Annotated in this window: 13 protein-coding genes; 3 read left to right on the top strand and 10 right to left on the bottom strand. The window is 40.0% G+C overall.

The window, feature by feature from the left end; genetic code table 11:
- Window positions 1-37 precede the first annotated feature (37 nt).
- The 10 genes from ACUR5C_RS04415 to ACUR5C_RS04370 all read right to left on the bottom strand — a co-directional run bounded on the left by ACUR5C_RS04415 (window position 38) and on the right by ACUR5C_RS04370 (window position 11,263).
- Entirely contained in the window at window positions 38-676 is a 639-nt protein-coding gene (locus ACUR5C_RS04415; RefSeq protein WP_454467151.1) for a response regulator, read from the bottom strand.
- Window positions 676-1,398, bottom strand: coding sequence for a sensor histidine kinase (locus tag ACUR5C_RS04410; protein WP_454467150.1), 723 nt, complete (start codon window positions 1,396-1,398; stop codon window positions 676-678). The genes ACUR5C_RS04415 and ACUR5C_RS04410 overlap by 1 nt, the downstream gene beginning before the upstream one ends.
- The gene (locus tag ACUR5C_RS04405) at window positions 1,385-4,714 is read right to left on the bottom strand and encodes a protein kinase domain-containing protein (protein ID WP_454467149.1); all 3,330 of its coding nucleotides are present in this window, start codon (window positions 4,712-4,714) and stop codon (window positions 1,385-1,387) included. The genes ACUR5C_RS04410 and ACUR5C_RS04405 overlap by 14 nt, the downstream gene beginning before the upstream one ends.
- A 16-nt stretch (window positions 4,715-4,730) precedes the next feature.
- On the bottom strand, window positions 4,731-5,630 hold the full coding sequence (locus tag ACUR5C_RS04400; RefSeq protein WP_454467148.1) for an FHA domain-containing protein: 900 nt from the start codon (window positions 5,628-5,630) through the stop codon (window positions 4,731-4,733).
- 17 nt (window positions 5,631-5,647) lie between these two features.
- Entirely contained in the window at window positions 5,648-6,484 is an 837-nt protein-coding gene (locus ACUR5C_RS04395; RefSeq protein ID WP_454467147.1) for a DUF6689 family protein, read from the bottom strand.
- 557 nt (window positions 6,485-7,041) lie between these two features.
- Window positions 7,042-7,545: a peptide-methionine (S)-S-oxide reductase MsrA gene (gene msrA / locus ACUR5C_RS04390; RefSeq protein WP_454467146.1), complete on the bottom strand. Its 504-nt coding sequence runs from the start codon at window positions 7,543-7,545 to the stop codon at window positions 7,042-7,044.
- Window positions 7,546-7,547: 2 nt separating this feature from the next.
- Window positions 7,548-7,991 (bottom strand): peptide-methionine (R)-S-oxide reductase MsrB, encoded by a 444-nt coding sequence (msrB, locus tag ACUR5C_RS04385; RefSeq protein WP_454467145.1) that lies wholly within the window; start codon window positions 7,989-7,991, stop codon window positions 7,548-7,550.
- A 301-nt stretch (window positions 7,992-8,292) separates the two neighbouring features.
- Window positions 8,293-9,387 carry a metallophosphoesterase gene (locus ACUR5C_RS04380; protein WP_454467144.1) on the bottom strand — a complete coding sequence of 365 codons (1,095 nt, stop codon included), beginning with the start codon at window positions 9,385-9,387 and terminating at the stop codon, window positions 8,293-8,295.
- A 190-nt stretch (window positions 9,388-9,577) separates the two neighbouring features.
- Window positions 9,578-9,991, bottom strand: a complete 414-nt coding sequence (locus tag ACUR5C_RS04375) for a hypothetical protein (RefSeq protein WP_454467143.1) — start codon at window positions 9,989-9,991, stop codon at window positions 9,578-9,580.
- A gap of 252 nt (window positions 9,992-10,243) precedes the next feature.
- Entirely contained in the window at window positions 10,244-11,263 is a 1,020-nt protein-coding gene (locus ACUR5C_RS04370) for a DUF5924 family protein (RefSeq protein ID WP_454467142.1), read from the bottom strand.
- A 213-nt stretch (window positions 11,264-11,476) separates the two neighbouring features.
- On the opposite strand from ACUR5C_RS04370, the gene ACUR5C_RS04365 reads away from it, so the two are divergent.
- The 3 genes from ACUR5C_RS04365 to ACUR5C_RS04355 all read left to right on the top strand — a co-directional run bounded on the left by ACUR5C_RS04365 (window position 11,477) and on the right by ACUR5C_RS04355 (window position 16,040).
- Window positions 11,477-12,295, top strand: coding sequence for an alpha/beta fold hydrolase (locus ACUR5C_RS04365; RefSeq protein WP_454467141.1), 819 nt, complete (start codon window positions 11,477-11,479; stop codon window positions 12,293-12,295).
- Window positions 12,296-12,741: 446 nt separating this feature from the next.
- Window positions 12,742-15,057 carry a S8 family serine peptidase gene (locus ACUR5C_RS04360; RefSeq protein WP_454467140.1) on the top strand — a complete coding sequence of 772 codons (2,316 nt, stop codon included), beginning with the start codon at window positions 12,742-12,744 and terminating at the stop codon, window positions 15,055-15,057.
- A 224-nt stretch (window positions 15,058-15,281) separates the two neighbouring features.
- A complete protein-coding gene (locus ACUR5C_RS04355) occupies window positions 15,282-16,040 on the top strand; it encodes a class I SAM-dependent methyltransferase (RefSeq protein WP_454467139.1) in 759 nt (252 codons plus the stop codon).
- The last annotated feature ends 453 nt before the right edge of the window (window positions 16,041-16,493 follow it).

The following is a 16,493-nucleotide window of genomic DNA, read 5'->3' as shown; positions in this document are numbered from 1 at the left end:
ACTTAAGAATAGTCCTAATATCAGGGTTTTAGCAACTCTAGAGGAGTAAGTTTTTGCGTGCTGCGTAGCGAACCAGTTCAGCCGTATTAGCAACGTTAAGTTTATCGAGCACTTTTCCTCGATGGTTTTCTACGGTTTTAACACTAATAGATAGATCTCTGGCAATATCTTTAGTCGTTTTTCCATCAACTACCAGATGAAAAACTTGACGTTCGCGCTGAGTTAAATCGCGATAAGGATTGTCCCAATCAGTCGGTGGGTTCCGGTATTGACTAGCTAATACTTGAGCCGCTTTCTGGCTAAAATAAGTCCCGCCTGAAGCTATGGTTTTAACCGCTTCAATTAACTCCTGCGCGGCACTGTCTTTTACTAAATATCCGCATGCACCAGCCTTAACCATGTGAATCACATATTCTTCCTCTTCATGCATGGTAAGCACTAAAACCTTACAATTGGGTAGCTTATCACTTAACCTTTTTACAACTTCCATACCATTAAGCCCTGGCATAGCAATATCTAAAACCGCAACCTGAGGATTCAATTGGAGAATTTTTTCTAGCGCCTCAATCCCATTTGAAGCCTCGCCAACAACACTGCACTCAGCATCACTGGCTAATAAGCTCACCAACCCTTGCCTAACAATGGTGTGGTCATCTGCTAAAAATACTCTTATCATTATTCAACCTGTCCCATAAGTGTGACTTTAATTTCACATCCTTGTTTGGGTGCCGTAACTACTTCAAGCTGCCCACCAAATGCAACCACCCTGTCTTGCATTGCAGACAGCCCAAAACCGGAAACATTTTGCGGACTAGCGTCATGATTAAAACCAACGCCATTGTCAATAATTTTTAACCATAAAACGGGGGCTGTAGCTCTTAATATTACTTCAACTTTAGACGCTTGAGAGTGCTTAATGATATTCGTTAAAGCCTCCTGAATCACTCTAAAGATTAGTGTTTGAGTTTCTGCGTCAAGGTCAGTTTGAATCACTTGGGTAAGCTCAATATTAAACTCAGCCTTTTCTGACATGATTCTTACCAACCATTGCAATGCAGGTTCTAACCCAAGATCATCGAGTATTCTAGGACGCATAAGGCGAGATAGCTCTCTTACGTCACTGAGTGCCGTGCGCGCTAATTCTAGGCTTGGTTGTAAGTTAGCTGCGTTTGATTGCGACTGGGCTTGCTCTAATTGGTTAATTAAGGCAGTGAGTAATTGCCCTACACCATCATGTAATTCTGCAGCAATCTGCTTACGCTCTTCTTCTTGTACTTTCCAAACGCGCTTTGCCAAACTGCGCATTTGCGAGTTACTTGTACTGAGTTGTTGCGCAATACGCGACTGCATTTCGGTAAGCGCTTCAACTTGGCTATGAAAATCTTTAGACTGAGTCATTATCAAATAATTCTTGGGCTAATTTAATATTAAAAATCAACTCGTTTTGTTGCTTTAAAAACGATTTTCGCTGAGCTTCTGGAATTTCTAAAACAAGTTTTGTTAACTGACTTTGCGCTTTCTCCAAATCTATTTTATAGGCTAGACCACGCTGTTTGGCTAACATAACTTGCAACCTAACAAATTGAAATCGCTTCCAATAATTTGGTGTATTTTTAAGTTGTCGGCTGGCCTTTTGTAAAATATCGTCTAAAGCATCCCAATTACTTTGCTTGAGTGCAAACAAGCCTTGCAATTCTAGTAGCTGTAAATACTGCTCTGCATAGGATTTTACACTTAGCTCCTCTAATTTTAACACTAAACCTGTAAATTGCGTTAAGTCACTAAATAAACTCGCTTCTGCTAAAAACAGTAACTTTTTAATCTCTACCAATGGCGACATATTCGCTGCGGTTGCCAATACTTCACTCGACTTATTCCAATCTTGGCGACTATTAGACTTTTCTTTTAAAATAGCAAAGAGTAGGCGTTTCTCATTATTACTGGTTTTACTCGCCGCATTTTCAGCACGCTTAATAATAGCTTCAGCTTGATCAGTATTACCTAACTGAATATGCCAATTGGCAAGCCACAGTGAAAACTCTACTATTCCTCTAATATCTTGCCTTGTGTACATTTTTTCTAGCGACTGCTCAAGCGTTGGGATAGCGACAGAAAACCCGCCTTGTAGAAAAGCCAGCTTAGCTAAATAATTTTTCGAAACAACTAATTCTTCATTTAAGTTCAACGATTGCGCCTGACTCAGTGTTGAAGAAAACATATTATAGGCTTTATTCCATTCACCTTTTTGAATAGCAAGTTGTGCAAAATTTTGCTTTACGCGAATGGCGCCAACATGATCATCTGCAGATTCAAAATAGTTTTGTGCTTGTTGCCAATACACTTGGGCATGATCATTTTCGGCAAGCAAAAAGTACATATAGCCCACATTGTTTAAGCTTTCTGCTTTTAACCAGTTATCATCTAACTCCATTCTTATGTCTAATGATTGTTTGAAATTTTCTAATGCAGATTGATACAAACCTTGTTCTTCCGCAATGACGCCTAGTTCGTTATAAATGGAACTAACCCCATAATAATCTTGCAGTGACTCAAAAATAGCTAAGCTAGAATTTAAATAATTTTGTGCCTGGTCATAATCTCCTCTTACCGCATACAAATAAGCGAGATTACCTAATGAAGTCGTAGCTCCCAATTTATTACCAGCATTTTCACGTGTTTTAACTGCAAGGTTATAATTGTAAATTGCGTTATCGATATCGCCTAGCCGTTGATAAGCAACACCAATCGCGTTTAGGACATCTCCTTTGGTTAGCTCATCATTTAACTTATTTGCAACCACCAGCGCTCGGACTAAGTAGTCGTCTATGGCTAGCTGCATTTGTCCTGACATAATCGATATTTTAGCGAGATTAAACCAACCAACCGCATGATTGGGATCTTGCTGTAATAGTGTTTTTAATTCTGCTTCGGCTTCACTTAACTGCTCATTCGTTGCATAAATTTCTGCTAACCGAAAGCGAAAATCGGTACGCAAGGGAAACTCTTTCACTAAAGCTTCAAAAACTTTAGATTCTTTCTCTAAATTGTTGGCTAATCTAAAAAGGTTGGCATCGGCAAGCTTTTTTTCTTGGGACTGAATAGGTGCATGTTTCTGAGCATTGATAAATGCAGACTCGGCTTCTAAATTATTTTGAACACTATTATACAGCTCGCCGAGTAATAGCCACCCGGGATAATAAGTTGGCTTTTCATTTAATAGCGAAGTCAAAGTGGTTATCGCCAGTTCAGCTTCGCCCTTTTCTGCCAACTCTTTAACCTTGCTTAAAGTCACTAGTTGAGCTTGGGTTAAAGGCGGTAAGCTCAATTCTGTCTCGTTTAAACCGAGTTTTAAATCTAAGTGTTGTTTCAATATTTCACTTAGCGAGAAAAGCGCTTCTCCCTGTAAATTTCTTTCCAATAAAACTTCTTTATCAATAACTAAACCTAATAAACTAATAAGCTCTACATTGATTGCCGCTGACTCTGGCCCAGTAGAAAATATTTTAGCCTGCATTAAATAGTCGACTTGCAATAGATCGCTTAACAACGCTAACTGAGTATCATCTAAGGGTAATTTAAAGCCCAGTAGAGCTAGCGTTTTATTAACTTTAGCGCTTTCAACCGTGCGTATATTAGTTGATTGATTGAGATGATGAAGCACATGTTCATTCAGGCTTAAACTCACCCAGTCAAAGTTTTTTTGCTGCACTTGATTTTGTAACGGTAAAATGGCGAAGGACAAATACCCCTTGGAGCTAAGCGGGGCTTTGTCGTTAAATTGATATAAAAAGTAACTCGCCATCACCAATAAAAGCGCTCCTAGCCAGGCAACTTTTTGATAAGCTTTCGGTTTGGCGGTTTGCTCTAATAACTCAAAAGCCTTCTCTTTAGTCGAAGGCCTTTTGCTGATTCGAGGAGAAACAAGCGCCTTAATAATCGCGCCGTACTGTTTAAATTGCTGGGGCAGTAGATTAAACTTAAAAGCAAACGATTGTTTTTCGTTTAGTAAACTGGATAAATCTTCGGCTTCAAATAATGTTTTTTGTGTGCATAATTGGTAAATAACTGCGCCAACGGAATACCAGTCGGTTGTCGAGTTTATTTCACCCGACGCCAAGTACTCTGGAGCGCAATAAAGCGGGCTACCTGCAATATCAGCTTGACTATCCTTCATACAGGCTAAGCCAAAATCAGCGATGACTAGTCGACCTTGATTATCAATTAAAATATTTTCGGGCTTGATATCTCTATGGACAACGCTATTCTTATTAGCATAATCTACCCCTTCTATTAACTGTTCTATATAGGAAGGAACAAGCGTTAAATCTAAATTACCAGCATCGATTTTTTGTTGGATACTTTCTCCTTCAATCCAATCCATCGTAATAAAGTGAATATCTTTGTCTTGATAATATTCATGTACTCTTAAAATATTTTGGTGAGAAAGGCGACGTAATAAAAGTATTTCGTTCTTAAAATCATTAAGATTTTCTGCGTTTAAGCAAAGTTGAGTATGTAAGACTTTGATCCCGATATTCGCGTCTAGCTTTTGGTCATGAGCTTTAAAAACCTGCCCAAAAGTACCCGATGACTGAAGCGCTAAAATTTCAAAACGTCCAGCTAATATGTCTCCACAGCTTAGCTGGCTATGGGTAGCAATGGCTTGAGTTTTAATTAAATCGGGATGTGTTGACCTTGGCTCTTGCTCACTCATGTTAAATACAGAGCTTTCAGCTTACTAAGCCATAAATTGACTGGTTAATCAAAGGCTGGGAATGAGCATCACCCTGATAGTGTTGTAACATTGTTTCTAACTGCTGTTGAATAACTAAAGCTTGCGTATTCAGCTGAATTTGCTCGCATACAATCGACATAATTTCCATATCCATTTGCGAAAGTACTTTATTGGTTTGGTGACTATCGACATAAACTACGCCAATAGGTCGCTTATCGCTTAGTAAGGGTACGCAAGCGAGTGAAGCAATTTTTTTGCGTTTGGTGCTTTCTCTGCTTGCTAAAAAATCACTCAAGCACACATCCATAGCGACCACTGTTTTATGGTGATTAATTGCTTGCGAAATAGCGCCTACACTTCCTTGGAACTCAAGGTGATTAACGTCATGGGATGCCATCCCTTTAGCAGCGCAAATTTTGAGGGTTTGAAAGTCTTCACCTAATAAAATTAGCCCTCGCTCCATACCCGTTAACGAGAGTAGCGAAAAAAGCTTATCGTTTAGGGCGCGGCTCAGCTCATCATGGGAGTGTTCGGCTTGTGCAAGCCGTGCTTGTTGCAATCGCCACGCTTGATGGCTTGAATGTGCGTCTACTTGTTGTTGAGATTTTAGCTCAAACAAGCACTCAACCGAGCCGAAAGCAATTAACTCATTACCTGTGAGTGATCGCTGCTTAATTAGGCTTCCATTAACTCGCGTGCCATTCTGGCTTTTTGCGTCATCAAGGTTCCAACGCTCACCGTTATAACTTACCGTTGCATGCTTTCTAGAAACCGTAGCATGCTCCACTACCAAATCACATTCACTAGAACGGCCTAACTGATAATCGCTAGACTCAAACAAAACAGACTCAACCGCAGGCTGATCGGCATAGCAAATGGTTAAATGAGCTGGCATTTGGTTTCTCCTTTACGCTAGTTAATTAGCCTTAAAGAATAACCGAGCGTATTCGCTCTAGCGACTAACTCGCCAGCAACGTTTTCAATATCTCGACTTGAACGCCAAACATTGGGGATTTGATCTGCCGAAGCTTGTTCTACCGTTTGTTTAAACTGATTTAAGCGCTGGTTTGCTAACTGATAATTTTGCGAAGCAATATCGCTTCCTAGCTGATTCAGCTGTAAAGAGAGTGTTGCATACACACTATTTTCAATTAAGTCGGCGTGTTGGCTCAAAACCGATTGCATTGCAGAATACTTGGTATTGATTACGCTGACTGGTGCGCGGGTATCGGCAACAATCATAAACTGAGAAAACTTACCAGTAGTTCCTCTGGCTCGATAGCTACCAGAACCAGTGGTCATTGTAATATCGCGAAACTCGCCATTTAAGGGAGCTTTAAACAGCCTGAGTGGCGTATTGGCGGTATATTCTAAATTGTGCGTATGGATATCGAGCGTGACTAAACCAGCAAAGCTTAATCCCTTATCACTCAAAGGCTCAATGGTAATAAGTACCGGAAAGCCTACCGGAATACTATTAAGCATGCCATTGGGTAAACGGCTAATTAAGCTAAGATCAGTAATGTCAACGACCTCAGCAGATACACCCAGGCTTTGCGCGGTTAACCCCACCGAGTTTTCAAAACTTAAGGTCAGATCGGCATGAAAGACATTCGCTAGCTCTATATCAATACGCGCTTTATTACCTTTTACATCAACCACTACCGATTGTGCGTTAACTTGGCTTGGCGCCAAAACTAAAAGATAAAGTAAAATTAAGAGACTAGAAAACTTATATTTACCATTCATAATTCTCTCCAAAATGCGTTAATGCTGCGCTCTAACTACTTTCAAATAACGGGGACCGTTTTCCGTTGTTCGATATTATTTTTTTTAGGATATTATTTTTTTTTAGAATAATAAGCTGTCGTTAGCGGTTGATTGCGCTAAACACTTAGCGATAAAGCTTACCAATAATTGCAACTAACAATACTTTGATTTAAGTAGCTACGCAACCGAAAAATAAGCCCGCAACTATGTTTCAAACGACTCATTTTACTCAATTTATTGCCAATTTAAGCCCACTCATATTTTGCTTGTAAGCTTCCTAAACGCAGTATTTAAAGGCTACCTGCCCAAAAGCCCCTTGAATCCCTTAATAACTATCGCTTATTCTACTTGTGAGGCTTTGCAAAAACATCTCAACCAGATATTCTTTAGTTGATATGTTCTTATAACCAAATGAGTATATAGCAAACTATTATATAGGAACTATTCTCTAACGAATATGAGGGAAAACCCCCACCAAAATCCCTCTTAGCTGCTAAAAAGCGCGTTTTCAACCCAAATAAGCTTCAGCACATTAACTAAGACGCTGACTTAGGTAATTTCCAGTGAGAACGAGGAAAGTGACAGGTATATCCGTTTGGGTATTTAACTAGATAATCTTGATGCTCTGGCTCTGCTTCCCAGAAATCACTCGCGGGTTCAACTTCTGTAATGACTTTACCCGGCCAAAGTCCAGAAGCATCAACATCTTTTATAGTTTCTTCGGCGACCTCTTTTTGAGAAGGGTTAGTGTAATAGATCGCTGAGCGATAGGCACTACCGCGATCATTACCTTGTTGGTTGGGCGTAGTCGGGTCATGAATTTGAAAGAAAAACTCCAGTAGTGCTCGGTAACTGGTTTGTTGGTTATCAAAGTCTATTTCTATCGCTTCGGCATGGCTACCATGATTTTGATAAGTAGCATTCTTCACATCGCCTCCGGTATAGCCTACTCGACTGTTAAGTACACCGGGCAGCTTGCGAATCAAGTCCTGCATTCCCCAAAAACAACCACCGGCTAAAACGGCTTTTTCGATACTCATTTTTATTCCTCCACTTGCGGAATATATTCAGCATAACCTTGTTCCACCATATCATCTTTATGGATAAATCGGAGTGAAGCAGAATTAATGCAATAGCGCAGCCCCCCATACTCCTTGAGACCATCATTAAATACATGACCTAAATGACTGTCACCATGTTTAGATCTAACTTCGGTACGAATCATACCGTGCGAGCTATCTCTAACTTCGTTAATATTTGTGGGCTCTATCGGCTTGGTAAAACTTGGCCAACCGCAACCAGACTCATACTTAGCAGATGACGCAAATAACGGTTCGCCGGAAACTATATCAACATATATACCGGGTGCTGTATTATTTAACAAGGCGCCAGTTCCAGGGCGCTCTGTTGCGTTCTGCTGTGTCACTTGATATTGCTCTTGAGTCAATTTTTTAATTGCTTGTGCAGACTTCTGGTATTTTTTCATTTGCAGCCTCCTTGAAAGTGAATGGCTCACTGTGAAACAACCTAACCGTAACCTACAGGACAAATATCTTAGACTGCCGATTTTTTAGTCTAACGATTATCTCCTAGACTACCTACTTATAGAGACGATTTGAGCACATTTGTTTCAGTCAATATTTTATAAATTATTAATACTTACTTTCTCAACAGACTTTCCGAATACTCTCTCGACATACTCTCTCGACATACTCTCTCGACATACTCTCTCGACATACTATCGCTGGGCTATGCATGACAACGCCAACATTTTTATTGTAAATTAACTAAAGCGATTTAACTTTTCCGCTGAGTAACCCACGACTTGTTTGCTCCGCATTTAAAAGCAGTATTTCGCCGGACTCGGCTTTTTTAATACTAGAGTCTACCAACAACACTTTACCAGAGTAATGAGACTCTACTTGATTAGACGAGGTGTGCCCTACGACGACACGCTTGGCCTGGTATTGAGCCAATATTTTATTCAGCTCGTTCGATTGTAGTTTATTATCGCCAAAGTACCCTCTATACCAAATAGGGCCGTCACTCGCGTAAAGGTAGGCTAACTGCTTATTTAACTTTATTTCGGCTCGCGAAAGGTTCAACGACTGCCTAAATTTGTTGTTGATTTCTGCGAGTGAGAGTTTGCGCTCTGCCAGCGCTTTAGAAATTCCGCCATGAACAAATAGCGTATCATTAATTTTAATCACGCTAGACTTTGAACGTAGCCACCTTCCCAGTAGAGTCTCTTGATTAAACAGTGCTTGATAAGGCTGGTTAAGTAATTTTTCTGTATGGCGGTAATTCGCATGTAAATATCGTAAATCACCCAGCAACACCATATATTCATGATTACCAAGTAAAAAATGTACTTTTCCGCCCGCAGCCGACGCTTGTTGTTCAAGTTCAAAAATAAACCATAATGAATCAAGTACCTGAGGACCACGATCAAAAATATCGCCTACGATAACTAAGTGCCCTGCGCCAAACGACCATTTATCGTCATGGTCAATGATGTGATGAGCTTTCAACAATTGAATAAACAACTTATGTTGTCCGTGTATATCGCTAATTGCAGCAATATTTTCCGCTGTCTTAAACTCACTGGCCTCTGCCGCAAAGCTTGTGTTTATGTGATTCAATGGATACACATGAGTCACAACTTTACCTTGCCTTATCGATTTAGCCTGCAAATGTTGAGGCGTTATAAAAATATAAGGGCCGTCATTGTAATCGAGCACTGCCTGCTGCTCGCTTTTACTTACGCCTGTTAAATTAACGTCTGTGGTATTTGCGCTTACAGCAAAACTTAAAACTTGGAACAAAGCGCACATCAAACCGCGCAACCCAATGCGGCCAAAGGACTGAAGTATCAATAACATTAAGGATCACAACCTGTTAACTAGTTAAAGCCCGCCTCACCAGCTAGGCTGTTTATTTTTTATCATCATAGTTCAGTATAAAGGGGTCAAAAAATATTAACAATGAATCTATAACTGAATAGTTACAGGTTAGATTTTCTCGTTTAAAGTCTGAGATTGAATAGCGGTGCTAGTTAATAAAAAAACTCATTTAAGCTTGCACATTCTCTTTTTTAGGTAACTCTGATAAATCTAATCCGGCCCACTGGTAGGCGTCGGCTATTTGATTAAAGGTTTTAAACTTCCAGCTAGAATTTAAACTAGTTGAAGTATTAATATAAGTTTCGGCAAGGTTTTTGTTGTAGTTATTATCAACAACAATAGCCACTTTAACATTGCCTCGAGTTAAAGACGAAGCAAAATCAGTCCCTGCAACCATGGTAATTTCGTCAGTGTCTATTGGGCTTAAATCTGCATTTAAGACGTCGTAAATTTGAAAGTTATGCGAATCAAACTGAGGGTGTGAGTATAGCGCATTATCAAACTCTTCCATTTCCTCGAACGTCACCTTGCCGGTTAAACGGATTACAAAACCATTTTGATAAGTTTCAAACTGATACGCCATTTTAAATAAAAGCCTCAATGCTATTGTTAAGCGGAATAGATACTCACCACCTCAAACTGATTAAATATTAACCAATAAAGTTTGTTGAGGCAAGCAAAGAGCTTAATATTTTTACATGCTCTAATAATGACCAGTAATAACTCGATCAACCAGCGACAGTCTGTAACGCCATTATTTAATCAAGATTAAGGCTAGAAAAATGACGAACTTGTTTCTCTAGACATTTGTTTCAAAGCAAAAGATCGAGCTAAGCTAATCAACGCTAAACCGATGTAAACCAATCATTTGACCAGACGAGGTGACGACTTGAATTTTCCATTGTCCTGCCGAATTCTTAGGGAAATTATTTTTATGAGTCCAGGTTCTATACCCCGCTTTGCGTCCTCCGGCAATTTTAAGTGGGATACTATCGACCAGTACGTCATCTAGAAACCATTGATGAGTGACATCTTCAACTAAACCTCGAGGTGCTCTTATTGCTGTGTAAGCATAGAGTCCATGTTGATGAAGTTGCTGTTGGGTTAATTTAACGATTCCGGGGGAGTGTTGCTCAGCTTCATTTAAAGAACTATCAACTTTAAAATGAGTTAACCACAAACTCGCTGGCGGCACCCAGTAACGCCCATACCAAACACCCACACTCAATACCACAGAAACACTAACCGCAATAACCGTCCCACTGAATTTACTTTTTTCTGTACCTAGTTTATACAAAGTGGGAAACAACAGTACTAAGGTTGCCAATGTGGCATATTGATATGACTCATAAGTCGATAGCTGTAACACTATAGGCAGTACAGTAAGCAATACGACAAATAAAGTCACCCCATGAAAAAGCATAAGCAATACTCGCCTTTTCGATAGCCACTGATAGTAAATGGGGTCAATAATAGAAGTTAAAGCTAAAATAATTAAGCTAATGGTAACCACCGCCTGTCCACTATTCCATGTTGTGGTTAAAATAAAAAATGGGAGTACAAAAAATAAACTTTCTTGATGAATAAGCTGAGTGACAAATTTAAATAGATTTTCTGGAATGGCAATTCTTAACCGCCTAGTGATTTTTTGGGTTAATAAATTTTCTAGCATCAGGCACAGCCACCCTACCAATATGACGGCGGCAATAATTTCTGCTGAGCGACTTTGTCTATTAACTAAAAAAAAGCTCGCAAGCCCTGTCATAAAACTAATAAATGCCAATAAGCGCTGGTGCTTTTGGCAAAACGTTACCAGCGGCGAAACTTTGTGTTTTATTACATTAATCGCATTCATTTAAATCGCTTTTTGCTAAAAAATTGATTGATTTGTAAACTAACAAAACTAAACACACTACGGCTAAAAATCTTAGCGCTCACAGTGTAACTTAAAGCGCACACTATATACCGATGGTTTGCAATAACCAAGAGCGAGTCAATAAATCCATGAAAAGCGACGCATAAAAAGTTAGAATAGTGCCACCTTAACAATGCATTTATACTTAGCAGCATGCCAACCAACAGATTTAATTTAGATAACATATCAATCACCCGCTACCCAGCGGATGTAAACAAAGCCACCTTAGTTTTCGTACATGGAAATACTCAAAATGATACTTGCGGTCATGGCGTCATTGAGTTTTTCAACAAAAAAGGTCACCCATGTGTGTCCTATGATTTACCCGGGCATGGAGATTCAAGCTACGACGAACAGCCGTACACGTTTTTTGATTTAGTTGAATTAAATCGACAGGTTTTAAAAACCCTTGGAACCAAGCAAGTTATTTATTCGGGTCACTCGTTAGGTGGTATGATTCAAGCGGCGACCATCTGTCATTTAAAAATTAAACACGCCCCACTGATACTCGCGGGCAGCTTCGACGGTGATCCTATTGCCAGAGCCAAACATCTTGGTCAACACCAACTAGCGGCACAACTAAGCAGCGCGATCGACCACTATATTAGCGAAGGCTTTAAGCTTTACAAGCGCCCTAAAAAGTACAACTATTACGAAAATAAACAGCTTGAAGAAATGATCTTTGACATTTTTAATCGACGTTACTCTAACCCAATCGCCTCGGCAAACAATATGTCGCAACTTTCCGGTTTGTCGTTTCGAGAACAACTAGTAATGCTAGAACCCAACCTACTAATTCTTCATGGCGAAAAAGATTCAGTAATTCCCAAGCAGCTAGTAGCTGAGTTGGCAAGCCATTATCATCAAGTGCAGTTGGGTTGGTATCCTAATATGGGACACCATGCTTTCTTTCAATCAGACCAAGTAACCAATGCGTTTTTGGCTAGTTATTATCAGTCACTTAAATTCTGAATCAGTCCACGTATTTTTAACTTATCTAATAATCGAAAAAATTAAACCATTATTGCATGCTGTAAAAAGCCTTTTTCTAAATAGTTGCTTGGCGCTATAAGGTAACCAGTAATCAATTCAAATTAATAAATTCACATTAATAAAATCATCACCGCAGTTTTCATTTGACTTTGCAGTGCAACCCAATCTGTTCCGCTGAATTAAGCACAAATTCATCTATAAAAATCAACATATTCAGATTTTAGTTATTTGAACAGACTTTTATTATTAATTTGGTATTAATTACAATCATATTGGTAATATTCAACTATCTTTGAGCTTTTTTAGTTTCTATATTGGTGCGCGCTTTGAATTAACTACTCACAGTGCGGCTGGTTTAATAAACAATTAATCAGCGTTATAACAACTCAAATTAAGTAAAACACTGCTCGGAGAAGATAACCATAATGAAATATCCTGTAAAAAAAGCAGCAACCGCCGTTACCGCAATTGTATTGGGTATGGCTGCTAGCGCACAAGCATCAAATAATCATTTAACAACTAGCGAAGTTCGTATGGCGAGTTTCGACAATGTTGCAGAAATACTTCCTACTCGATATATCGTTAAATACCGTGCCGAGTCAGTGTCAAATCAAACAGCACAAATGGCTGCTAACAACATGCAAAGCCAGCTTGCTCAATTAGGTGCAAAAGCAACTCAGCGCTTCGACAACCTAAATATTTTAACCGCGGAATTAAATCCGGCGGCAATTAAAGCGCTTCGCTCTAACCCTTTAGTAGAATACGTAGAACTTGATCAACCGCGTCGCTTAATGGCTGAAACGGTACCTTATGGCATCAGCCTAGTTCAAGCCGATCAAGTCGACGACTCGGTTGCTGCGGCAGCAGCAGGTGGTAAAAAAGTTTGTGTCATTGACTCTGGCTTAGAAATGCCACATGAAGATATGGGCTCTCAAGGCGGTTCAATTAGTGGTAGTAATAATAGCGGAACTGGCAATTGGTACGATCACGGTGGCCCTCACGGAACACACGTTGCCGGAACAATTGGTGCGCTTTCCAATGGGATTGGTGTACGAGGCGTAATTGGCAGTGACGTAGCATTTCACATTGTTAAAGTTTTTAATGCATCTGGATGGGGATACTCTTCAAGTTTAGCCAGTGCCGTTAATACCTGTGTTTCAAATGGTGCTGACGTAGTTAACATGAGCCTAGGTGGCCCAAATAGCACAACAACAGAAGAAAACGCTATGCAAGCAGCTGTTGAAAACGGTGTATTGTTAATCGCTGCGGCTGGTAATGATGGCGTTATTGAAAATCCAACAGACGCATTTAGCTATCCTGCTTCATATGACGCGGTTGTATCGGTAGGTGGAGTCGACTCAAGTAAAGGGCCATATACTTCGTCACAGAAAAATGCGCAAGTTGAAATCGCTGCACCGGGCGTCGATGTTTATTCAACCTACCCTACTGGTACTGGACTCGTGGTGAGTTTAACCGTAGGCAATAATGGGTATGAAGTAAACGGTATGGAAAATCGTGGCTCTGCAGCGGGTGCTCTGTATAACTTTTCAACCGGTGAAAGCATAAACTCTGGAGCAAACGGAAAAATCTGCTTAATTCAACGAGGCAACATATCTTTCCACGATAAAGTTAAAAATTGTGAAGATAGCGGTGGCGTTGGCGCAATTATTTATAACAATACTGCAGGTAGTTTATCTGCCACGCTAGGCGAGACTAACTCAACTAATATTCCAGCGGTTGCGGCTAGCCAAGCTGACGGCAATTCAATGTTAAGCCAAATCGGGCAAACCACTAGTATTAATCTTGGCGCTGGCGATTATGGAAAAATGACCGGAACCTCAATGGCTTCGCCTCATGTAGCAGGTGTTGCGGCACTAGTGTGGAGTACCCACCCCACTTGTACCAATGAAGAAATTCGCGCCGTATTAAATGCTACTGCAGAAGATCTTGGAACCCCAGGTCGCGATGTTCAATACGGTTATGGCTTAGTCCAAACTAAAGACGCTATCGACTTTATTACTGCGAACGGCTGTGACGGAAATGGTAACGGCGGTCCTATTAATGAAAACGAACTTGAAAATGGCGTTGCTAAAACAGGTCTAGCTGGTAGCCGCGGTGAACAACTAGCTTATACTATGCAAGTTCCTGCAGGTGCTTCAAATCTAGAGTTTGTAATTAGTGGCGGTTCTGGTGATGCCGATTTGTATGTTCAATACGGATTTGCTCCAACGCTAAGCGCTTATGAGTGTCGTCCTTGGAAAAACGGTAATAATGAAACCTGCACTATTAGCAATGTACAAGCAGGGACTTATCATATTATGCTAAATGGCTACTCTGCATTTAGTAACGTTTCTTTAGTAGGCTCTTTTGACGCAAATGGCGGTGGTACTGGTGGTCCAGCGAGCTATACCAATACTGCAAACTTTAGTATTCCAGACAATAACTCAACTGGCATCACGAGTGCGCTAGCAGTAAGCCGCAGCGGAGCTTCAAATACGGTGACTGTCGATGTAAATATTGTGCATACCTATATTGGTGACTTAATTGTTGACCTAATCCACCCCGATGGTACGGTTTACAATTTACACAACCGAAGCGGTGCTGGTACTAACAACATTAACCAGTCTTATTCGGTGAACGTTGGAAATAAAGACTCTCAAGGCGAATGGCGTTTACGTGCCAGAGACCGCGCAAATGTTGATACTGGTTATATCAATGAGTGGACTTTAAACTTTCAATAAACAAAACTGAAGCAGAAATCAAACGGCCCTTTTAAAGGGCCGTTTTTTATCTTAAACGCATTAATTTTTTCCGCCGTTGTATCTTATTACAGCAAGCTAAAGCAAACCTTGTTACAACTTTAAACCCTGGCTTTAGTCAAAATTGGCCCATATTCTGTTACATTGTTTGTTAATTGGTCGTATTCAACAATTCAATAAAAACAAAACTAATTAATGGAGCCATTATGTATAAATCACTCTTAGTAGCCCTGTCACTTGTTGTTACAAGTAACCTAGCCAATGCGTTTGCAGAGTCTGAAATTAGCACCAAAGTAAAAAGTGCTATGCAGTCGGAGCTGCGCAGCGATTCAGAAAAAGAAAGAGACGCTAATCGCAAGCCAATACAAACACTCGAATTTTTTGGCCTAAAACCCGATATGAAAGTATTAGAGTTAATTCCTGGTGGCGCATGGTACAGCAAAATTTTAGCCCCGGTTTTAGCCGACAAAGGTGATTATCACGTCGCTATTGGCACTGGTCGAGTAGAAAAGATGCTCAAAGAAAACAGCAAGCTTAAAATAAACGTTTTAAATACCGAATCTAATATTCGACCAGATCCAAACAGCAAGTTTTATCTAATGGATAAATTTTCTTTTCCCGAAAAAGATTTCGATATTATATTTACCTTTAGAAACTACCATAATTTTGCTGAGGCGGGTCGTCGCGCAATGAATGAAGCATCATTTGCAGCATTAAAGCCTGGTGGTATTTATGCTGTTGTTGATCACACAAAACGCCACATGGAACCACTTAATCCAGAGAATGGACGCAGAATCGACCCAGTTTTGGCTATAAAAGAAATTCAAGAAGCCGGCTTTCAATTACTCGACTATTCAGACCTACATTATCGCGCTGACGACGAGCTACGTTATGAAGTTGGGCGTCGCTCTATTAGCGGTAACACCGATAGATTTACTTTAAAGTTTATTAAACCCAAAAAATAGACTGCATTTAAATCATTCATATTTTGCCAAGTGAGTCAGATCATTTGGCAAAATTTTTTGCGCCAGCTCAAACTATTCTCTAAGCTTCCATGCCAAGCGTTCTTCGTTAATCTTTTTCAACCTTTAATTTACTGCTATAGTTAAACAATAATAATTGAGGCATAGCATAGTGGATGGGTTAGACACGCGTACCTTGAGCGTAGTAATAATCTTTTTAGGGATCGTTAATAGTATAGGACTAGCCACCTACGCTAAAACACACCCGTCCTACAAAGGATTTTGGCTGCTCAGCTTAGGCTACGTTTTATTGTCTGTTGGCTTTATTTTTATTAGTTTTAGAGGGCTCCTCACTCATTGGCTATCGATCGTGAGTGCGGGTCTTTTGGTCCTTAGTGGTCTTTATTCTATTGGACTCGGTATCCTGCGCTTCTTTCACTTCAAGACTAAGCAGTT

The sequence above is a fragment of the Aliikangiella aequoris genome (assembly GCF_053709105.1).
Note: the sequence above shows the minus strand (reverse complement) of the source record. Positions and strands in the feature narration are given on the sequence as shown.

Excerpts from the sequence above, each read along its gene's own strand:
- ACUR5C_RS04415 (WP_454467151.1), bottom strand. The coding sequence starts at position 676 with ATGATAAGAGTATTTTTAGCAGATGACCACACCATTGTTAGGCAAGGG.
- ACUR5C_RS04410 (WP_454467150.1), bottom strand. The coding sequence starts at position 1,398 with ATGACTCAGTCTAAAGATTTTCATAGCCAAGTTGAAGCGCTTACCGAA.
- ACUR5C_RS04405 (WP_454467149.1), bottom strand. The coding sequence starts at position 4,714 with ATGAGTGAGCAAGAGCCAAGGTCAACACATCCCGATTTAATTAAAACT.
- ACUR5C_RS04400 (WP_454467148.1), bottom strand. The coding sequence starts at position 5,630 with ATGCCAGCTCATTTAACCATTTGCTATGCCGATCAGCCTGCGGTTGAG.
- ACUR5C_RS04395 (WP_454467147.1), bottom strand. The coding sequence starts at position 6,484 with ATGAATGGTAAATATAAGTTTTCTAGTCTCTTAATTTTACTTTATCTT.
- msrA (WP_454467146.1), bottom strand. The coding sequence starts at position 7,545 with ATGAGTATCGAAAAAGCCGTTTTAGCCGGTGGTTGTTTTTGGGGAATG.
- msrB (WP_454467145.1), bottom strand. The coding sequence starts at position 7,991 with ATGAAAAAATACCAGAAGTCTGCACAAGCAATTAAAAAATTGACTCAA.
- ACUR5C_RS04380 (WP_454467144.1), bottom strand. The coding sequence starts at position 9,387 with ATGTTATTGATACTTCAGTCCTTTGGCCGCATTGGGTTGCGCGGTTTG.
- ACUR5C_RS04375 (WP_454467143.1), bottom strand. The coding sequence starts at position 9,991 with ATGGCGTATCAGTTTGAAACTTATCAAAATGGTTTTGTAATCCGTTTA.
- ACUR5C_RS04370 (WP_454467142.1), bottom strand. The coding sequence starts at position 11,263 with ATGAATGCGATTAATGTAATAAAACACAAAGTTTCGCCGCTGGTAACG.
- ACUR5C_RS04365 (WP_454467141.1), top strand. The coding sequence starts at position 11,477 with ATGCCAACCAACAGATTTAATTTAGATAACATATCAATCACCCGCTAC.
- ACUR5C_RS04360 (WP_454467140.1), top strand. The coding sequence starts at position 12,742 with ATGAAATATCCTGTAAAAAAAGCAGCAACCGCCGTTACCGCAATTGTA.
- ACUR5C_RS04355 (WP_454467139.1), top strand. The coding sequence starts at position 15,282 with ATGTATAAATCACTCTTAGTAGCCCTGTCACTTGTTGTTACAAGTAAC.